Origin of the sequence: Alteromonas sp. KUL42 (assembly GCF_006538325.1) — a bacterium.
Lineage (GTDB): Bacteria > Pseudomonadota > Gammaproteobacteria > Enterobacterales > Alteromonadaceae > Alteromonas.
This window is the reverse complement of the sequence record NZ_BJKK01000001.1, coordinates 101064-120898: the sequence shown is the minus strand read 5'-3', so window position 1 is coordinate 120898 and position 19835 is coordinate 101064. Positions and strand designations below refer to the sequence as shown.

The following is a 19835-nucleotide window of genomic DNA, read 5'->3' as shown; positions in this document are numbered from 1 at the left end:
ATACCCGTGTTAGAAAATAAAGCATCTTTAAACAGTGGCATAGCAATGCCACTTCTTGCAAGTGGCCGCAAAAAACGCTGGTCTTATAGCAGCTTGTTCTTTTCATTGTTCTTTTTTGTCCCTTTAATCTTGTCTACACCGCTGCATGGTACAGTATGGATAACTCAGCTATTGGGTTATGCGCTTTTTGTAGCCCTGTACATTCAAGCAATAAACAAACCTGTAAATAGACTTCCCTACTTTTTAACTGCGTTAATAATCTTGGGTTATGCGCTGAGTTTTCAAAATCCGGGCGGCGCCATCATTTTTGGTTTTGTTGGCTTCATTATTGGTTATTACTACACGCTAAAAAAAGGTATCGCTTTTATTTCCACGCTTGCCGTTTCATTAGCACTGCTTCAGCTTCTTGTTTTCAAAGGTGAAGGGTTCTACTTATTGGCGGCCACCATAAATAGCGTGGTGTTATTCGGTTTTGGTGCTATGGAGCGCAAAGAAACACTGTATCAAATGAAAGAAGCGAAGCACGCGGAATCAATGCGAACACTATCTGCTATTGCCGAGCGAGAGCGTATTGGACGTGATTTACATGATGTTGCGGGGCACGCATTAAGCTCTATTGCACTCAAAGCGCAATTAGCCGACAAACTGCTGGCTAAGAATGAGGTATCGCTAGCACAACAAGAAGTTAAAGCACTCGCCCAGTTGTCTCAAAGTTTACTTAGTGATATTCGTCACGCAGTTTCAGACATTAAGCACCTTACATTAAGTGATGAAATATCGAAAAATATCGCGTTGCTTGAAGAAAACCACTTTGTAGTATCAGCAACATTGTCAAAAAACCTCGAAACAACCTTGAGTTCCCTGCAAGAATCTCAACTTGCCCTTGTTGTTAAAGAGCTTACAACCAATACTTTACGTCACTCCAACGGCAATAAAGTTTCGCTAGAAATAACCTATCAAGAAGATGCAATTACCCTGCGCTATCACGATTACGGTGACACTGCTGCCCCACAACAACTCGCTGAAGGAAATGGGTTAACGGGTATTCGAGAACGCGCTGACTCCATAGGTGCTAAAGTACATTTTCAACACACACCTAGTGTTGCTTTTAGCTGTGAACTTACTCTCCCTTATCAATTGAGCAGAGCATAAATAGGATTATCACATGCCGTCTATACTTGTTGTTGAAGATCAGTCTTTAGTTCGCGATGCCATTGCTATGCTGTTATCACTTGAAGACGACTTTAGCGTGGTAGGAAAATGCAGCAACGGGCAAGATGCTATCTCGTATTTAAAAGAAAGTGCCTCTCCCGATATTGTACTTAGCGATATCGAAATGCCGATAGCATCAGGGCTAGATGTAGCCAATTATATTACCGATAACGCAATTCCCAGTAAGGTTGTGCTTATGACCACGTTTTCTAAACCCGGTTATATAAAGCGCGCAATGAGTGCTGGCGTTAAAGGTTTTATATTAAAAGAGTCTGATAGTGATTATCTGATTAATGCCATTAATAAGGTCATTAATGGCGAGAAAGTGATTTCCCCAGAATTGGCAATCATGGCCCTTGATGACAATAACCCACTTTCAGCAAAGGAAATGTCAGCCTTAAAATTGGCGTCAGATGGTTTGAAAACCCAAGATATTGCCAAGGCATTGTTTTTATCTGAAGGAACCGTCAGGAATTATCTTTCAGAAGCTATATCAAAGCTCGATGCTACAAACCGAATAGACGCAGCACGCATAGCGAAACAAAAGGGATGGTTGTAGCCTGATTGCACAGCGCTTATTCCAGAAGTCTCTAAGCAGAGAAATGAATGCATCGGACTAATTTAAAAGAGCTTGGAATGGGTTACTTGGGGGCAAGTGATAGTGATTAAATCACTTCAAGTACAGATGTTTTGGAAACTCAGTTATATTAGAATTGTTCTTAGAACCAAGGGTGAGAAATAGACGTCGATGTACTTAGGTTTAGCTTACTGGCCAAACTAGTGAGCACCCTCTCAGGTCCATAAATTTGCCCTGATACACTAGCACTCCAAACACACGTTAGTGTGCTGATACCCTTTCTTAGTTCACATTGCCATGTCGTTGTTTCAGGAGCAAGCCGCTGATAATCATCCTCAATCTCCCACCCATCATCCACATAATCAACGATAGTTTGTTCGAATTGCTCAAACGGGATGCTTTGAATAATGACCCAATCGCTTTTTTTGAATTTTCTCTCTAGACGTGACTTTTTGAAACTTGCCAACAATCCCATGTTGCGCCTCTTTCTCAGTGATTATTTCAAGTAGATATTCACAGAGCTTTTTCGAAATGCTCTACCGAAGTACTCATTTAAGGTGAGCACCTAAATAACGGGATACCCAATCTGTAACCCCACTATAACTATATAAACTCACAATGTCAGGTTTCTTAATAGACGATTTAAGACTGGCAATAAAAAAGCCGGTCATATACAGACCGGCTTCATTGTGCAATCAGTGCTGTTTAGAACTCCGTAGAGAACCTTACACCGAATTCACTGGCGTCATTACTTAGAATTTGCAGGATGTAGTCACCTGTATTCAAGCGCGCATTGTCGTAACGTTCATCAAAGATATTACGGCCATAGAGCGCAACCGTATAAGCATCATTTGCAGGTGTGTAGGCAATGTCAAAGTTAACCAGTTCACGGCTATCTAGTTCTGTCTGGCGTTCTGGCGCGGCAGTCGGCTCACCATACATTTCTGCGCGGTAAGAGTAGTCTGCACGAACGTTAATTGATGCTCCGCCCTCTAGCTCAAAGGTATACTGAGGACCAATTGCCAATGTTAAATCTGGCGTAAGAGGTGCTACAGGGTTAAAACCATCTTGCTCTTCAACGTCAACATCCATATAACCTAGGCTAGTCATCATGCTGAAGTTGCCGTAAGTAAATGTAGAATCAAATTCAACACCACGTGATGTTTGTTCTACCACTAGGTTAGCAGTGTCGAAACCACCTTCGCTAACACGGCTTACCTGATAAGGTAAGTCTTCAAACTCGGTATTAAATACAGCAACGCTTACATCGAAGTATTCGTTGATACGACCTTTGATACCCACTTCGTAGTTTGTCGCTGTAATGTTATCAGACGCCGTAAAACAGTTGTTTGCGCTCACTGCCGCTTGAGCCGCCGGAATATCGTCAAATCCACCTGCGCCAAAGAACTGACCGATAAGACAGTATGGACGGGCAGGATACTGACCTGATTGATAACCAGATTGAATAGTGGCATACCCTGTCATACCATTTTCAAAGGTATAATTGGTTGCAAGCTCCCACGTTACTTCGTCCCAATCATTCTCATCGTAAATAGTACCAAGTGCTGAGAATACATTTGCCGAGGCTTCTTTTTCGTCTTTGGTGTAACGAATACCACCGGATACACTCAACTCGTCGGTTAAGTCATGACGCACGTTCACGTACGCAGCTTTTGATGTGGTTTCCTGGTCAAGCTCAAGTAAGTTGGCGCCACCATCAAAACTTGAATCGTCACCTTGGCGGTTACTTCCTTCTTCATTGAAGTAATAAACACCAGCAACAAAATCGGTATATTCGTTGATGTAACCGTTTAATTGAAGTTCGATTGAGGTTTGGTCAGCTTCACCACGCTCAGGAAATTGGTCAAGCGAATAAATAGTACCGTCGTCATCAAGGCCCGCTTTGTACTTAGAAGTACGTTGGCTAGCTACAACTTTCGCTGTGTAATCTTCGTTGAGATCCCACTCGGTCGTTAATGAAATGCCACGAGCTTCATTCGATACGCTGGTTACCTCAGGTGTACCCGTTGCATTGTCATACTCATCATAACCATCAGGAATTACGTCAGAGTTACGTAGCTCTTCACCAACACCGTTGGCTCCGCCGAAATAACGTGCTGAGCCCACTTCATCAATCAATACCGTATACGGACGAAGACCACCGTCACCATTATTCGCATCAGCGGTTAACACCATACGAAAATCGTTTGAAGGTTCCCATTTTAGTGATACGCGACCTGAAACGTCTTCCGTTTCACCTACATCGTATTCTGCATTAGGAACATTAATAAACTCACCAAGGCCATCGCGCTTGTTGAAAGACAAGTTCATATTAAACGCAACCGTATCAGACAAGCCGTGATTAACGAACAAATCACCTTTGACGCGACCGCGTGTACCGAATTCTGTATTAACTTTAGTTACATCACCTTGGTCTGGCTCTTTGGTGATAATATTGATAGCACCACCAATTGAGTTACGACCGTAAAGCGTACCTTGTGGACCACGCAATACTTCAATACGCTCAATGTTGTTCAAGCTCCAGTTTTGACCAACTTGACGACCAAGATAAACACCATCAACGTATACGCTAACGCCTGGGTCGGTAGTAATAAGGTGATCTTGAAGGCCGATACCACGAATAAAGGGGTTAACAGAAGAAGTGTGACCCGCAGAGAAACCAGTTACGTTCAGGTTGGGTACAAATTTACCAACATCAGTAAGGTCAGTGATCCCTTGCTCAGCCAATTTGTCACCATCAAAGGCGCTAATGGCAATCGGAACTTCATAAATTACTTGTGGACGTTTTGTCGCAGTTACCGTAATAGCTTCAAATTGTTGTTCTTCTAGCGTTTCATCTTCTTGTGCAATCGCAACGTTAGACAGTGCAGGAATAGTCATCGCCACAGCAAGTGCGACAGGAGAAAGCTTACTGGCAAGTGTCTTTGACACGTCAGTATTGGTTGTCATGATGTAACCTCTTTGCGTGAGTGTTAGGTGTTTAATATTTTTTTGGCTGCTTCAAGTTCTTCTGTGGAACTTTTAAAAACCTAAGCTCAAGGAAAGATGATGAGGTGTCACAAGGACAATATAGTGCTGATAATCGGCATAAAACAGTGACCGCTACCCTTACCAGCCCCCATTATCTTGAAGAAGAATTTAGGTTTGAAGACTGGAAATGCATGATACTGGCTGTTTGTTATCTTGCAAAGATAAAAATTGCAATTTTGCTAAATTAACTTTTTAATTTAAGACCATATAGTCAATGCAACGCCAGCTGCTCTGGGAGAGTCAATAAATAGCTTTATCCCATATTAATCATATATATAGAACTTAAACCTATTTATTCAACTTCACTAGTTCAAAACCTCTAAACTGTTGACCAAGTGGGCAACCTCTAACCATGTATACATAGTTAACTCGCTTCTACCATAAGCTCAGTCACATTTCACTTCATCTATCTAGAGCCTGCCCATCTGTTCAAAAACAAACTTTGTCGACAATTTAAGCATTAAAATTTGATAAATTGCAAATAAGGGCCTATATTGTCGACATCAACAGAAGAATTTATGGATAATTGTGCTTTCAAACAGCGAACAACCTATCACCAATGCAGACAGAACCTTCTTCAAACTAAGAAAGGATATTGTCGAAGGTGTTATCCCTGCTGGTAGCAAACTCAGCGAAACTGAGTTGTCGACAAAATACGAAGTTAGCCGTGCGGTTATTCGCGAAGCTATTAATCGTTTGGCTACATGCCATTTGGTTGAGCGCAAGGCCAACGTGGGGGCACGTGTGGTTGCCCTCTCCCCCGAGGGGCTTATTCAACTTTATCAAGTTCGCGAAGCCTTAGAAGGTATGGCCGCTCGCTTAGCAGCGCGCTACATGAGTGATGAAGAAATTGGCGATATGCAGTCATTGTTAGACAGTCACTTCGACAAAGTTAAAGACAGCCACAATTATTACCAAGAAGCGGGCGATGTGGATTTCCATTACCGCATTGTAACAGGCAGTAAGAATGAGCATTTGATCAGTGTGCTTATTGATGGCCTCTATCACTTAGTGCGCATGTATCGCGTGCAACTTGGTATGGCAGGCCCCCGTGTAAGCACCGCCTTTGACGAGCACAGGCACATCGTTAATGCCATTGCCAACCGAGACGAAGAATTGGCAGAAATACTAATGAGACGCCATATTCTTTATTCCAAAAATAATATCGAAAAGAAGCTGAACCATGATTAATTTGGACTACGCTTCTTTAAACCCATTACACCTCTACCCTACTTTCAAATAAGCGAGTGATACCATGAGTGCAGGAAAAAAATTCAGAATCGCCTTAGAGAATAATAAGCCTCTACAAATTGTCGGCACCATTAACGCCTACACGGCCATGATGGCAAAAGCCATCGGCCATCAAGCTATTTATTTATCAGGTGGCGGTGTGGCAAATGCGTCTTATGGGCTTCCTGATTTAGGCATGACCTCACTAAACGACGTTATTGCTGATGTTCAGCGTATCACCAGTGCATGTGACTTACCTTTACTTGTGGATATCGACACCGGTTGGGGTGGCGCATTCAATATAGCTAAAACCGTACGCGATATGGAAAAAGCAGGCGCAGCGGCCGTTCATATGGAAGACCAAGTAGCACAAAAACGTTGTGGTCACCGTCCTAACAAAGAAATTGTTAGCACTGAAGAAATGGTAGATCGTATTAAAGCCGCGGTAGATGCCAGAACAGATCCTGACTTTTTCATCATGGCCCGTACCGATGCATTCGCACAAGAAGGCTTAGAAAAAGCCATCGAACGTGCAAAAGCATACGTTGCTGCTGGTGCCGACGGTATTTTCGCAGAAGCGGTACAAACCGAAGAGCATTATAGAGCATTTGCCGAAGCGCTAGACGTACCTATTCTTGCCAACATCACTGAGTTCGGAAAAACCGAACTATGGAACAAGGAAGAGCTTGGCGAATGGGGCGCTGACATGGTGCTTTACCCACTGAGCGCATTCCGTGCGATGAATAAAGCAGCAGAAACGGTTTACAAATCTATACTTGAAAACGGCGACCAAAAAGCCGTAGTCGATATGATGCAAACACGTATGGACCTATACGATTACCTTGGCTACCACGAATACGAGCAAAAACTAGATGCCCTATTCGCCCAAGGCAAAAATTAGAATTAATACGACACAGCTTTAAGCGAGAAGGGGGGCGAGGCACCGAAAGAGTGGGGGTGGTGCGCTGGGCGTTACCCCTCCGAGGCATGGATGCCGAGGCGGAGCCCCCATGGATGGGTTTACGGCGTGGTAACGCCCTGCGCACCGCACCCGATCCAATGGTGCCACGCACCCCACTCGAAGCTGTAACTTACACAGTTTATTTTTAAACAGACTTTTAAGTACCTTACAAATTACACAAGACCGGAGACAACAAGATGGCTAAACAGTTAAGTGGCGCGGGACTACGCGGACAAGTTGCAGGTAAAACAGCATTATCGACCGTAGGTAAATCAGGTTCAGGTTTAACGTATCGCGGTTACGACGTAAAAGACTTAGCGCAAAACTGTCAATTTGAAGAAGTAGCGTACCTTATTCTTAAGGGCAAGCTACCTAACCAGTCTGAGCTAGATGCTTATAAAACCAAACTTCGCGGTATGCGCGGTCTTCCAACAGCGCTTAAAGAAGTGCTTGAACGCATTCCTAAAGACGCCCATCCAATGGATGTACTTCGCACGGGTTGCTCAATGCTTGGCAACCTTGAAATGGAAACCAGCTTTGATCAACAGCAAGATGTAACTGATCGCATGCTAGCCTGTTTCCCAAGTATTATTTGTTACTGGTATCGCTTCTCACACGATGGCGTACGCGTAGACGTTGAAACTGATGACGACTCTATTGGTGGTCACTTCCTGCATATGCTTCACGGCGAAAAACCTCGTGAATTGCACGAGCAAGTTATGCACGTATCACTTATTTTATACGCAGAGCACGAGTTCAACGCATCAACGTTTACTGCTCGCGTTTGTGCATCAACACTTTCTGATATGCATTCTTGTGTTACCGGCGCTATTGGCTCACTTCGCGGTCCTCTTCATGGCGGTGCGAACGAAGCAGCAATGGAGATGATTGAAGGTTTCACGTCTGCTGATGATGCTGAAGAAAAAATGATGGGCATGCTAGAACGCAAAGAGAAGATCATGGGCTTTGGTCACGCTATTTATTCTGAGTCTGATCCTCGCAACGAAATCATCAAACAATGGTCTGAAAAACTGGCTGCCGATGTAGGTGATGAAGTGCTTTACCCAGTTTCTGTTCGCTGTGAAGAAGTAATGTGGCGCGAGAAGAAATTGTTCTGTAATGCCGACTTTTTCCATGCCTCAGCGTATAACTTCATGGGTATTCCTACGCCATTGTTCACCCCCATCTTTGTGATGTCACGCTTAACAGGCTGGGCTGCTCACGTTATGGAACAGCGCGCTGACAACCGTATTATCCGTCCATCTGCTGAATACACAGGTGAAGAACTTCGCCCAGTACCAGCTATTAGCGAACGCGCTTAAGGTTAGTAGCTTATGAATATTGATTTCCGTAAGCCCCTTCCCAACGCGGGTATCGATTTTTTCGATACTCGTGAAGCGGTAGATGCTATTGAGCCAGGCGCATACGCCAAATTGCCTTATACCTCGCGGGTATTAGCTGAAAACTTAGTGCGTAAATGCGAGCCTGAAAAACTCACCGATTCGCTTAAACAGCTGATTTACCGCAAACGCGACTTGGACTTTCCATGGTTCCCAGCCCGTGTTGTATGTCACGATATTTTAGGTCAAACCGCTCTTGTTGACTTAGCAGGCCTTCGCGATGCCATTGCGGCAAAAGGTGGCGACCCAGCTAAAGTAAATCCGGTTGTTCCTACGCAGCTGATTGTTGATCACTCACTCGCAGTTGAACATGCAGGTTTTGAAAAAGACGCGTTTGAAAAAAACCGCGCTATTGAAGATAGACGCAACGACGACCGATTCCACTTTATCAACTGGACAAAAACCGCATTTAAAAATGTGGACGTTATCCCTCCGGGTAACGGTATTATGCACCAGATTAACTTGGAGCGTATGTCACCGGTTATTCAAGCTCGCGACGGCGTCGCCTTCCCAGACACGTTAGTCGGTACCGACAGCCATACGCCTCATGTTGATGCACTTGGTGTTATTGCTGTTGGCGTAGGTGGTCTTGAAGCAGAAAGCGTTATGCTAGGTCGCGCTTCATATATGCGATTACCTGATATTGTAGGTGTAGAGCTTACCGGTAAACCGCAGCCAGGCATTACCGCAACTGATATCGTATTAGCACTTACCGAATTCTTGCGTAAAGAGCGCGTTGTATCAGCTTATTTAGAATTCTACGGTGAAGGTGCTTCACACCTAACATTAGGTGACCGTGCCACTATCTCGAACATGACACCTGAATACGGCGCTACCGCGGCCATGTTCTACATTGACCAGCAAACCATTGATTATTTGCGTTTAACAGGTCGTGAAGAAAAGCAAATTGCGCTTGTTGAGCAGTACGCGAAACACACTGGTTTATGGGCCGATGACTTGGCAACAGCTGAGTACGAACGTGTGCTAACCTTCGATTTATCTGCTGTTGGTCGCAATATGGCAGGCCCTTCAAATCCTCATGCGCGCTTGCCAACCAGCGACTTAGAAAGTCGTGGCATTGCGGCAAAATGGACGGAAGAAGAAGAAGGCAAAATGCCAGATGGCGCGGTGATTATTGCTGCCATCACTAGCTGTACCAATACGTCTAATCCGCGCAATGTAATTGCGGCAGGCCTACTTGCACGAAACGCTAACGAGCGTGGATTAACCCGTAAACCATGGGTGAAAAGCTCCCTTGCACCGGGCTCTAAAGCCGTTAAGTTGTACCTTGAAGAAGCCAACCTAATGGGAGAGTTAGAAGATTTAGGTTTTGGTGTAGTTGCTTTTGCATGTACTACCTGTAACGGTATGAGCGGTGCGTTAGATCCGAAGATTCAGCAAGAGATCATCGACCGTGACTTATACGCTACAGCAGTATTATCGGGCAACCGCAACTTCGACGGCCGTATTCACCCATATGCCAAGCAAGCGTTCTTAGCTTCACCTCCGCTTGTAGTTGCTTATGCCATTGCCGGTACTATTCGCTTTGATATTGAGAAAGATGTCCTAGGCACCGACAAAGATGGTAACCCAGTTACTCTGAAAGACATTTGGCCAACTGATGAAGAAATTGATGCCATTGTCGCAAAGTCGGTAAAGCCTGAGCATTTCAGAAAAGTGTACGAGCCCATGTTCGATTTAAGTGTGGACTACGGCAAAGACATAAATCCGCTTTATGACTGGCGTGAAATGAGTACCTATATTCGTCGCCCACCTTATTGGGAAGGTGCGATGGATGCCGAGCGCACCATGAAAGGCATGCGTCCACTGGCCATTTTGGGTGACAACATCACCACTGACCACCTATCGCCTTCAAATGCAATTATGGCAAGCAGCGCGGCTGGTGAATATTTGGCGAAAATGGGCTTGCCAGAAGAAGACTTTAACTCGTACGCCACCCACCGCGGCGACCACTTAACCGCGCAGCGCGCTACCCTTGCGAACCCGAAAGTGTTCAACGAAATGGTGTTAGAAAACGGTGAAGTGAAACAAGGTTCACTGGCCCGTGTTGAACCTGAAGGTAAAGTGATGCGTATGTGGGAAGCCATTGAAATCTATATGAACCGCAGACAACCATTGATTGTTTTTGCTGGCGCAGACTATGGTCAAGGCTCTTCACGTGACTGGGCAGCCAAAGGCGTACGCCTTGCTGGCGTTGAAGTTATTGTCGCTGAAGGTTTCGAGCGTATTCACCGCACTAACCTTATTGGTATGGGTGTGTTACCGCTTGAATTTAAACCAGGCACGACGCGCAAGACCCTTGAGCTTGACGGTACTGAAACCTACGATGTTAACGGCGAGCCATCACCTGGTGCAACGCTCACGTTGGTTGTGAATCGCACCAATGGTGACCAGCTAGAAGTGCCTGTAACCTGTCGTTTAGATACCGCTGAAGAAGTATCTATTTACAGCGCAGGCGGCGTATTGCAGCGCTTTGCCAAAGACTTCTTGGAAGCTGAAGCTAGCTGATTTAATTGGGAAGAACTGAGTCGGTTACGGGACACGCCGTGAATACATCCTTGTAGGCTCCCAATTCGCATCCATGCGAATTGAGGGTCCCACACCCGACTCAGTACTCCCTTTATAGTCTAGCTGTTGGACGAAGAAGTGAATCAGTTACAGGGCACGCCGTAAATACGTCCTTGTAGGCTCTCAACTCGCATCCTTGCGAGTTGAGAGTCCAGAAACTAACTCACCTCTCCCCTTTTATCTTTGTTAGCTTTTTAGTTTAGAGAGAGTGTTGGGGCACGGTTGAAACCTTCGGGGTGTAGACCTCCTCTCTCGAAAGAGTTTATTACTTTTGGGTGGAAGCTGTTTGTGATTTGAAACCTTCCAGCCGCAAGGATGCGGTTGGGGAGCGCACATGGATGTGTTCACAGCGTGTTTCAATTCGAACCAACCTCCTTCAAACTATTAAACCAACGTTTTTTAATTTAAGAGAATGTTGGGGCAATGTTGAAACCTTCGGGGCGCATGGACGCGCCCCGAGAGCCTACAAGGATGTATTCACGGCGTGTTTCAACAGTGCCTCAACGCTCTCTTTCCGAAGAAAGGAAAAAACATGACAAAGTATGCGCCACAACTTCGAGTACCGGCTACCTACATGCGTGGCGGTACCAGCAAAGGTGTGTTTTTTAAATTAACGGATTTACCAGAAGCAGCGCAACAGCCAGGCCCTGCGCGCGATGCGTTGTTGCTGCGTGTAATTGGCAGCCCCGATCCTTACGGTAAACAAACCGACGGGATGGGTGGTGCTACATCAAGTACCAGTAAAACGGTGATCTTAAGCAAAAGCGAGCGCGAAGGTTACGACGTCGATTACTTATTTGGCCAAGTGGCTATAGACAAACCTTTTGTCGATTGGAGTGGAAACTGCGGAAATTTAACCGCCGCAGTGGGTGCATTTGCAATCACGAATGGTCTTGTAGATCAAAGCAGAATTCCAGACAACGGCATAGCTACTGTAAATATTTGGCAAGCCAACATCAATAAGGCCATTATCGCGAAAGTACCAATTACCAATGGCCAAGTACAAGAAACTGGCGACTTTGAACTTGATGGCGTTACCTTCCCAGCTGCGGAAGTAGAGGTTGCTTTTGTAGATCCAGCCGATGGTGAAGGTGCGATATTCCCAACAGGGCGTTTGATCGACACTCTTGAAGTACCCGGGGTGGGCTCACTTCAAGCCACTATGATCAACGCGGGTATTCCCACCATCTTCATAAATGCAGAAGATATTGGCTACACAGGTTCTGAGCTTCAAGATGACATAAATAGCGACATCGATGCATTAAACAAATTTGAAGCCATTCGTGCCCACGGCGCAGTTCAAATGGGCCTAATAAGCGATGTCAACGAAGCAGCAAACCGCCAACACACACCAAAAGTGGCTTTTATTGCGCCGCCTCAAGCTTACAAAGCATCTAGCGGCAAAGATGTATTGGGTTCAGATATTGACGTTCTGGTTCGCGCGTTGTCTATGGGCAAACTTCACCACGCTATGATGGGAACTGCTGCCGTAGCAATTGCCGCTGCCGCAGCCATTCCAGGTACATTAGTAAATATTGCTGCTGGCGGTAAGGACCGTGAATCTGTTACTTTTGGACACCCGTCTGGCACCCTTCGCGTGGGAGCAAAGGCCGCTTTAGAGAACAATCAGTGGCAGATAAATCAGGCAGTTATGAGCCGTAGTGCCCGAGTGCTTATGGAAGGCTTTGTTCGCGTTCCACAAGAGCAATGCTAAAGCGAAATAAACGCCAACCTGCGATAGGTGACTGAAAATAAGAAAAATCTTATTTAGACATTCGTATGAAAAGCCCTCTTTTTTGAGGGCTTTTTTCTCTATTTTGGTTAATATGTCCCAAGATATGTATTGAGAAGTCCACATGTATAAAGTTTTGGTTGTCGAAGACAGTATTACTGTCCGAAAAATAGTTAATAAACTGATAGAGGATAACCCTCACTTTACCTGTGATTTGTGCGAAGACTTGGCTGAGGCTAGTGCTGCTTTGGCAAACAATGCTGATTATCTTGCAGCCATCGTTGATTTGAACCTCCCTGATGCACCTAACGGTGAGAGTGTAGAGCTTGCATTATCGTACAATTTGCCCACTATTGTACTCACTGGTAACTTCGACGAATTTACCCGCTCTCAACTACTCGACCAAGGCGTGCTTGATTACATCACCAAAGAATCTCGTTATTCCTATTTGCAGGTGTCTAAACTTATTGACCGCTTGCGCAAAAACCTAAATACCAAAGTATTGGTTGTTGAAGATTCTAAAACTAGCCGCCATCATATATGTAACTTACTGAAAAAATTCCAATTTCAGGTTCATGAAGCCAACGACGGTATTGAAGCGTTAGAAGAACTCGACAAACACCAAGATATTAAAATGGTCATTTCTGACCATCGCATGCCTAACATGGATGGTTATGAACTGGTAAAAGCAATACGCCACGAAAAACGCTTACAAGACCTTGTCTTCATTGGGTTATCTGCAACGGGAGACAGTGTTCTAACGTCTAAATTTATTAAAAGTGGGGCAAACGATTTTCTATCCAAACCCTTCTATCACGAAGAATTTTATTGTCGTATTATGCAGAATCTTGAGTCTCAAGAAATGATTCAAACTATTCGCGACAATGCCAATTTAGACCCGCTTACCAAAGTGTATAACCGACGCTATTTGTATGAAAAAGCCGAGGAATTATATGCAAATAAGGAATCTCGCAATAAAGTCATTGTGTCAATGATTGATGCGGATAACTTCAAAAATGTGAATGATACACTGGGCCACAAAACGGGCGATACATTGCTTCAAGAGTTTGCCGCCTTACTTCAAGAGTATTTTCCGGATGACCTCATTGTGCGCTATGGCGGTGAAGAGTTTACCGTTGTATCACTGCGTCCACCCAAGCTTTACTTAGCGGCAGTGTCTTCGTTTATGAATGCAGTACGAACAACGCCATTTACACCACATAAATTCAATATTACCTGCAGCATTGGAGTTTGTGCTGAAGAGTATGACTGCTTAGAGTCTCAATTGGATGTGGCAGATGCCCGCTTATATCACGCGAAACACTCGGGTAAAGATTGCATAGTAACTCGTGACAGTAACGCGTGACATTGTCGCGTAAAAGTGACTCGTGACAATGACGCGTAAGAGTAAGGCATGAAATAACCATCACGCTAGGACAAGGTTTCAACTTGCTTTTGCCTTTGTGTTATTGAGCTTCCCGCAGTTGCCACTACGACTAACGCCACCGCAAACCACTGCGAAACTGTCAGTGTTTCGTCAATAATGATAAACGCTGCGATGGCAGCAATGGCTGGCTCAACACTCATCATTATGCTAAAGGTTTGCTTTGGCATATTTCGCATCGCGTTCATCTCTAATGTGTAAGGGATGGCAGATGAGAACACCCCTACCGCAACGCCCATAAAAAGAGCGAAAGGAGTAAGTAAAACCTCCCCCTGACTAATCACGCCAATAGGTACGATAGCAAATGCCGCTACTAACATACCGAGTGTTACCGTAACACCACCTGAACCTTCGCTACCGGTTTTATTGCCGAAAACAATATAACCAGCCCAAAATGCACCAGCGGTGAGTGCAAGCATAACCCCAACGGGGTCAAGACTATCTGGAGACGTACCAATATCAGGGAGCAACAAACAAACGCCAACAACGGCCAATAACACCCATGCGAAGTCACGTTTTTTCCTTGCACTAAAAAATGCAACAGCCAAAGGCCCAGTAAACTCTAGTGCTACACCAATACCTAAAGGAATACGCGCAATTGCCAAATAAAAAATGATATTCATGGCACCAAGGCAAAGACCATAAAAGATAACGTTACGCCATCCTCTCGGCGATAAACGGGCTTTCCATGGTTTAAAAATAATAGAGAGTATGGCTGCAGCGAAAAATGCACGAAGCGCGCTAGTGCCCTCAGGGCCTGCTATGGGAAAAAGCTGCTTCGCAAACGATGCCCCAGATTGAATAGCTACCATGGCCAACAATACAGACACTATGGCTGACAAAAAACGTTTATTCACAGAATGCCGTATATCCAGTGAGGAAAAAGAGCCCGGATTATATTTGTTCTAAAAACAAAATGCTCATGATAAATACAGCCCGTTTTTTACGTTGCCGGTCAACATTGCCCATCACAAGGTGTTACTGGTAACGTTTTGGATCACATCCATGAGCGCCTTGTTGATTCAACCTCTATAAGAATTGAATCGGCAAGCCTGTAAACATAGCTCTCTGGAAGGAAGGGAACTGTGACCGCACCAGACGCTAAAACCACTTTTAACGTAGCTAACTTCCTACGCTTCATAAAAACGCTTTGCTTCACCATAACTTGCTGCACTTTGTAAGGTTCAAAACACAAATAATCGACGCCTACGCGACCTCGTCTAACGTAGATATAGCGGCGGTCAAATGCAATGCCCCAGCGCCACCAACGAAGCGTCAATAACAAAGCCACCCCAGAAAAAATGCTAAATGCCAAAACAACGACATCCATGTGTTCACTTACTACGCCCACTGTTATTGCAAGAAGAAAGGGTACTGTCCAAGCAACACTCAACCAATGAAGAATAAAACGCTTACTAATAGTCTGGTAAGTTTGCGCATGCAAATTACACCCAGGCATCACTTCTTGACTGAGCTCGATGGCCTCGTTTTCTGTGACAGAAGGTACGATGAGCTTATTCGGAGACATTAGCTCCTGCACCTGTTGGCTAGCAGTTGTGTTTTGCTCAAAATACAGGTTTACCCGTTTTAGAATTTTGTCTAACCAGTCTTGTTTCGCCGTGATCATTTGAATGCGAGACGCACGCATGCTCACTTCCAATTTATTTAATAAACCACTGCGGCGAATGTATCTGTCATCAGCGCGAGAAAGTGTATAACCATAAAACGTAAACAATGCCCCACCAACACTGAGAAGTGCCAATGCCGCCATCACCATCATTAGCACGACAAAGGCATATAAGCTAAACTGCCACCACGCAATGGCTTGTTCATCTACCAGTTGATTAAGTTGCAACCCTTTTTCAGCCAACCATTCAGAAACAAACCCAAATACATCATCATAAAAAGGGGCAGCTGCACCTAAAATTATCCATACGCGATTATTAGTAATACCATGAATAATAATGTCACCCACTGAGCGCGTATTGAGGATTTCTTCTTTCTCTTCGTCTTGTTCCCCCGTAATTAAGGTCTTATCACCGTCTGGTGAAGTAAGTGCATTCGCTGTAACAGATTCGTTTTGCTGGGCCTTTTCAATTAGAACTCGCTTTCTAAGCGCATGGGCGTAAGCTAATGGCACAGCAACAATTTTCGCTTCTTCTTTACCACTGCCCGCAGTGTCTAACACAACCAGTGCGTAACCAAATGGTCGATAATAAAATGGCAATTCTATTTTTACATTTTGAATTCGCCACAACGGCAGGTTTGTGTAACGTCGCTGAAATACACCGCTGTGTATCTCCACGTGTTGATTATGCACGCGAAATTTATACATAATAAAGCTCACTATACCGCTGCCTGCAGTCAATAAAATAATCGCAGAAATGCCGATATAGGCTTCAGGTGAATTGAGGTTATCGAAAACATTGAAAGTCACTGCAAGGGCAGGAATGACATATATTAGGCCTTGAAAAGTAGTAAGAATATTGCGTATTGTGAAATAAACAATGGCAATGGGTGATAACCGCTGCCAATCATCACCGGTGTCTACCTGAATATTGTTTACTGCTGATTCACTTGCGCTGACTTGATCGGTCATTAGCGCGCGCTCACATCTTTATGATCTAAAATGAACTGCCTTATTTTCTCTGCGTTCTCAAGTGGAAGACCGGGTATTTCAAAGGTATGCATTTCACCACCAGCCGAAAATACTTGCAGTTTAGCAAGGCCAGCCCAGCGGTCGATTGGCCCTCTTTTTACATCCACGTGTTGCACACGCAAAATAGGTTGGCATGAAATACCACGGAAAATTAGCCCTGCCTGCTTACTGATGTCTTGCTCGCGTATGGCATACTTAATTTTGGTATCAGCAAACACGTGATACACAAACCACAAGCCTCCTAATGTGCCAATAACACCTACAATAAACGGATAGGCGTATATTAAATCTTCAGGTAATTCGAAAAAGGGATTAAAGCGCAAGAACGAGGCAATTGCGATAAGTACCAGTGTAACCATTGATGCAATTGAAAGATTAATAATGCGGTATTTTGTACTTATAGGCTCAAGTTGTAATTGCGCTAATTGAGGTAATTCACTGTGCATAATTTGCTGGTTAGAAAACAAAGTATCCTGTGGTGTCATCGGTTGTTCACTGACCATTTTTGTATTCCTTCTACCTGTGCTTTTATGCAAAAAAGGCCCTCAGGGCCTTTTTAAAACTTTACCAATATTTGTCTTAAGACACATGGCACCTAGTCGTCGACCTGCTGCTCGTTTAACCAGTCGTGTAAGGCTTTCATGTCGTGCTGAACTGCCATCTGTAGCTCTTCAACCCAATCGTGCACGTTTTCCCACCACGTAGGGTGATCGCCCTGCTGAATTTGGTTAGCAATACGCTGAACTCGGGCTAAACCTACCGAGCCAGCAGCACCTTTTATCTTATGCGCTTGTGAACACACTTCAGATTTTTCATCGGCACTTAGGCTCAACTGCAGTATTTCCATGTATTCAGGCATTTTCTCCTGAAACACTTTCACACTAGCGCGAACCATGTCATCACCTATTGTATCTACCAACATCTGCAATAAGTCCATATCTAAAATGTTACTTAATGTTTTGCTCGGTTCTGGACGCTCCACTTCTCCGTCAATTTCTAGCGGTGCAGGTGGCGCATGGAACAACTCATTAAACACTTCGATAACACGGGACTTTTTAATTGGTTTGGCAATAACATCATCCATACCATTCTCAAGATATTCGTCGCGCTTTTTTAATGACATTGGCGGTCAGTGCAACAATAGGCGTCTGCATTACCAAGTCTTCTTCAATGATGGTACTGGCAACATCAAACCCTGTCATGTCAGGCAACTGAATATCCAATAAAATAAGGTCGTATTGGTTCGCTCTTACCTTATCAATGGCTTCTTGTCCTGTCATGGCCACATCCACTTTCTGCCCTAGCTTTTCAAGCAAGGCTTTAGCAACCATCACATTAAGCTCAATATCTTCCACCAACAAAATGTTAAGGCCTGTTACTTCAAGCTGCGCGACTTTCATCGGACTATTTGAAATTTGTACAGGTAATACAATTTCAAATCGCGTTCCCTTACCAACCTTACTTGATACGTGAATTTCACCCTTCATTAAATCGACCATTTGCTTACAAATAGCCAAACCAATACCGGTTCCCGTCGCCGATTGATGATCAGGATGGTCAACCTGATAGTACATGGCGAATATTTTATCGATTTCGCTTTCTGGAATACCAACGCCCGTATCTTCAATAATGAATGTTACATAGGCTTTGTCGCCATCAGGTTTGGTTGATGAGACCGATAAACTCACATGGCCCTTCTGTGTGAATTTCACTGCGTTAAACAGGATATTCCACAAAATTTGACGCAAACGCGTACCATCAATTTCCACTAACCGAGGCAGCGGTTCATTGATTGTTGTTTTAAGCTCCAATTGTTTATCTGCCGCCAATAAACGAATTATGCTGCTAAGCTCTTCAGTGAAATCTTTTAGAGAAATCGTTTTAAGACTTAACTCCAGCTTATCGCGGTCGAGTTTGTCGAGGTCGATAATGTCGTTAAAGATGTTACCTAACGTGATAGCGCTGGCATAAATAGTACTCACCCAGTTGAACTGCTCGTCAGAAAGCTCTGTGTCGCGCAGCATGCGACTTAGTCCTACGATCCCGTTCAGTGGCGTACGCAGTTCGTGACTTATCGTGGCAATAAAACGGGTTTTGTCTGTGCTTGCTTTAGCTGCAGCATTCTCTGCTTGCTTGCGCTCAGTCATGTCTCGGCCAAACGATAACAAGCCCAAACGATTGCCTTCTTTGTCGAAGAAAGGCACCCGTTTCATTTCGAAGTAACGACGTCGTCCATCGGCGAAGCGTAACCACAATTCTTCGGTAATGCTGGCATTAGTTTCCAATACTTCATGGTCGCTAGCGACTATTTGACGAGCCAAATCTTCTTCGTATACGTCTTTAGGCGTTAACCCAAGAAGCTCTTGCTCTGTTTTCCCTGTCATCAATTCTGCAATTCGGTTACAGCCGGCAAAACGTCCTTCTTCATTACGATAGTAAATGAGGTCAGGCGATGCATCGATAATTGAACGTAATAGGGTTGAAAGGCGTCTAGCTTGCGCTTCTTGTTCAGACTTATCTTGAATCTCTTTCTCTAGGTCTTTGAACAAGGCTTCGCGTTCTTCTTGCGCTTGCTTACGCTGTTCTATTTCGTGATTGAGTTGTCGAATATTGCTCTGTAGCTCACGATTGAGAAAGACATCTTCTTCACGAAGGCTTTCCAGTTGGCTCACGACCTCTTTTAAATTAGTTCGCGAGTTTTCAAGTTGCTTTATCAGCTCACTAAAGAAATACAGCACCCATGGCGCTGACAACATAGTAAGAATTACAGCACTGATAAAATCATCTGGTTGAACCTGGCTTCCCATGCTCACTCGAATGACATAAGAGCCACCAAGTGTAAAAACAAGAGAAAGTACCACAAACAAAATACTGAGTTTTAACGTGCCAAAACGCTGTACAAATTGAGCAAATCGAATTGCCCATGAATCGTTTGGAGAATCTAAATGCATATCGTTAACTTAGGCTTACTTTACTTGTA

Annotated in this window: 13 protein-coding genes and 1 pseudogene; 8 read left to right on the top strand and 6 right to left on the bottom strand. The window is 44.4% G+C overall.

Annotation, left to right across the window (positions count from 1 at the left end; all coding sequences use genetic code 11):
- Positions 1–6 precede the first annotated feature (6 nt).
- Both EYR97_RS00480 and EYR97_RS00475 read left to right on the top strand, forming a co-directional pair.
- Complete coding sequence (locus EYR97_RS00480) at positions 7–1152, top strand: histidine kinase (RefSeq protein ID WP_242634820.1); 1146 nt, start codon at positions 7–9, stop codon at positions 1150–1152.
- Between the two features lie 13 nt (positions 1153–1165).
- On the top strand, positions 1166–1771 hold the full coding sequence (locus EYR97_RS00475; RefSeq protein WP_131091899.1) for a DNA-binding response regulator: 606 nt from the start codon (positions 1166–1168) through the stop codon (positions 1769–1771).
- 160 nt (positions 1772–1931) lie between these two features.
- On the opposite strand, the gene EYR97_RS00470 is transcribed toward EYR97_RS00475, so the two are convergent.
- Together EYR97_RS00470 and EYR97_RS00465 are read right to left on the bottom strand one after the other, a co-directional pair.
- A complete protein-coding gene (locus EYR97_RS00470; RefSeq protein ID WP_131091898.1) occupies positions 1932–2264 on the bottom strand; it encodes a hypothetical protein in 333 nt (110 codons plus the stop codon).
- A gap of 230 nt (positions 2265–2494) precedes the next feature.
- Positions 2495–4759 (bottom strand): TonB-dependent receptor, encoded by a 2265-nt coding sequence (locus EYR97_RS00465; protein WP_131091897.1) that lies wholly within the window; start codon positions 4757–4759, stop codon positions 2495–2497.
- Positions 4760–5368: 609 nt separating this feature from the next.
- Here EYR97_RS00465 and EYR97_RS00460 point away from each other — a divergent pair.
- The 6 genes from EYR97_RS00460 (at position 5369) to EYR97_RS00435 (ending at position 14118) form a co-directional block, all read left to right on the top strand.
- Positions 5369–6031 carry a GntR family transcriptional regulator gene (locus tag EYR97_RS00460; protein ID WP_131091896.1) on the top strand — a complete coding sequence of 221 codons (663 nt, stop codon included), beginning with the start codon at positions 5369–5371 and terminating at the stop codon, positions 6029–6031.
- Positions 6032–6095: 64 nt separating this feature from the next.
- The gene (prpB, locus tag EYR97_RS00455) at positions 6096–6971 is read left to right on the top strand and encodes a methylisocitrate lyase (protein ID WP_131091895.1); all 876 of its coding nucleotides are present in this window, start codon (positions 6096–6098) and stop codon (positions 6969–6971) included.
- Between the two features lie 257 nt (positions 6972–7228).
- Complete coding sequence (gene prpC, locus EYR97_RS00450) at positions 7229–8353, top strand: 2-methylcitrate synthase (protein WP_131091894.1); 1125 nt, start codon at positions 7229–7231, stop codon at positions 8351–8353.
- A 12-nt stretch (positions 8354–8365) separates the two neighbouring features.
- A complete protein-coding gene (gene acnD, locus EYR97_RS00445; protein WP_131091893.1) occupies positions 8366–10960 on the top strand; it encodes a Fe/S-dependent 2-methylisocitrate dehydratase AcnD in 2595 nt (864 codons plus the stop codon).
- 592 nt (positions 10961–11552) lie between these two features.
- The gene (prpF, locus tag EYR97_RS00440; protein ID WP_131091892.1) at positions 11553–12734 is read left to right on the top strand and encodes a 2-methylaconitate cis-trans isomerase PrpF; all 1182 of its coding nucleotides are present in this window, start codon (positions 11553–11555) and stop codon (positions 12732–12734) included.
- 142 nt (positions 12735–12876) lie between these two features.
- Positions 12877–14118 (top strand): response regulator, encoded by a 1242-nt coding sequence (locus EYR97_RS00435; protein ID WP_131091891.1) that lies wholly within the window; start codon positions 12877–12879, stop codon positions 14116–14118.
- A gap of 65 nt (positions 14119–14183) precedes the next feature.
- Here EYR97_RS00435 and EYR97_RS00430 read toward each other — a convergent pair whose 3' ends face one another.
- The 4 genes and pseudogenes from EYR97_RS00430 to arcB all read right to left on the bottom strand — a co-directional run bounded on the left by EYR97_RS00430 (position 14184) and on the right by arcB (position 19806).
- Positions 14184–15053, bottom strand: coding sequence for a DMT family transporter (locus tag EYR97_RS00430; protein ID WP_131091890.1), 870 nt, complete (start codon positions 15051–15053; stop codon positions 14184–14186).
- A gap of 140 nt (positions 15054–15193) precedes the next feature.
- Positions 15194–16795, bottom strand: a complete 1602-nt coding sequence (locus EYR97_RS00425) for a PH domain-containing protein (RefSeq protein WP_131091889.1) — start codon at positions 16793–16795, stop codon at positions 15194–15196.
- Complete coding sequence (locus EYR97_RS00420; protein WP_307722603.1) at positions 16795–17358, bottom strand: PH domain-containing protein; 564 nt, start codon at positions 17356–17358, stop codon at positions 16795–16797. Before EYR97_RS00420 ends, EYR97_RS00425 begins: the two co-directional genes overlap by 1 nt.
- 92 nt (positions 17359–17450) lie before the next feature.
- A pseudogene (arcB, locus tag EYR97_RS00415) lies at positions 17451–19806 on the bottom strand (aerobic respiration two-component sensor histidine kinase ArcB).
- Positions 19807–19835 lie beyond the last annotated feature (29 nt).

Bases quoted from the DNA above. Each gene is read 5' to 3' on its own strand.
- acnD (WP_131091893.1), top strand. From the start codon at position 8,366: ATGAATATTGATTTCCGTAAGCCCCTTCCCAACGCGGGTATCGATTTT.
- EYR97_RS00420 (WP_307722603.1), bottom strand. From the start codon at position 17,358: ATGGTCAGTGAACAACCGATGACACCACAGGATACTTTGTTTTCTAAC.
- prpF (WP_131091892.1), top strand. From the start codon at position 11,553: ATGACAAAGTATGCGCCACAACTTCGAGTACCGGCTACCTACATGCGT.
- EYR97_RS00425 (WP_131091889.1), bottom strand. From the start codon at position 16,795: ATGACCGATCAAGTCAGCGCAAGTGAATCAGCAGTAAACAATATTCAG.
- prpB (WP_131091895.1), top strand. From the start codon at position 6,096: ATGAGTGCAGGAAAAAAATTCAGAATCGCCTTAGAGAATAATAAGCCT.
- EYR97_RS00465 (WP_131091897.1), bottom strand. From the start codon at position 4,759: ATGACAACCAATACTGACGTGTCAAAGACACTTGCCAGTAAGCTTTCT.
- EYR97_RS00475 (WP_131091899.1), top strand. From the start codon at position 1,166: ATGCCGTCTATACTTGTTGTTGAAGATCAGTCTTTAGTTCGCGATGCC.
- EYR97_RS00435 (WP_131091891.1), top strand. From the start codon at position 12,877: ATGTATAAAGTTTTGGTTGTCGAAGACAGTATTACTGTCCGAAAAATA.
- prpC (WP_131091894.1), top strand. From the start codon at position 7,229: ATGGCTAAACAGTTAAGTGGCGCGGGACTACGCGGACAAGTTGCAGGT.
- EYR97_RS00470 (WP_131091898.1), bottom strand. From the start codon at position 2,264: ATGGGATTGTTGGCAAGTTTCAAAAAGTCACGTCTAGAGAGAAAATTC.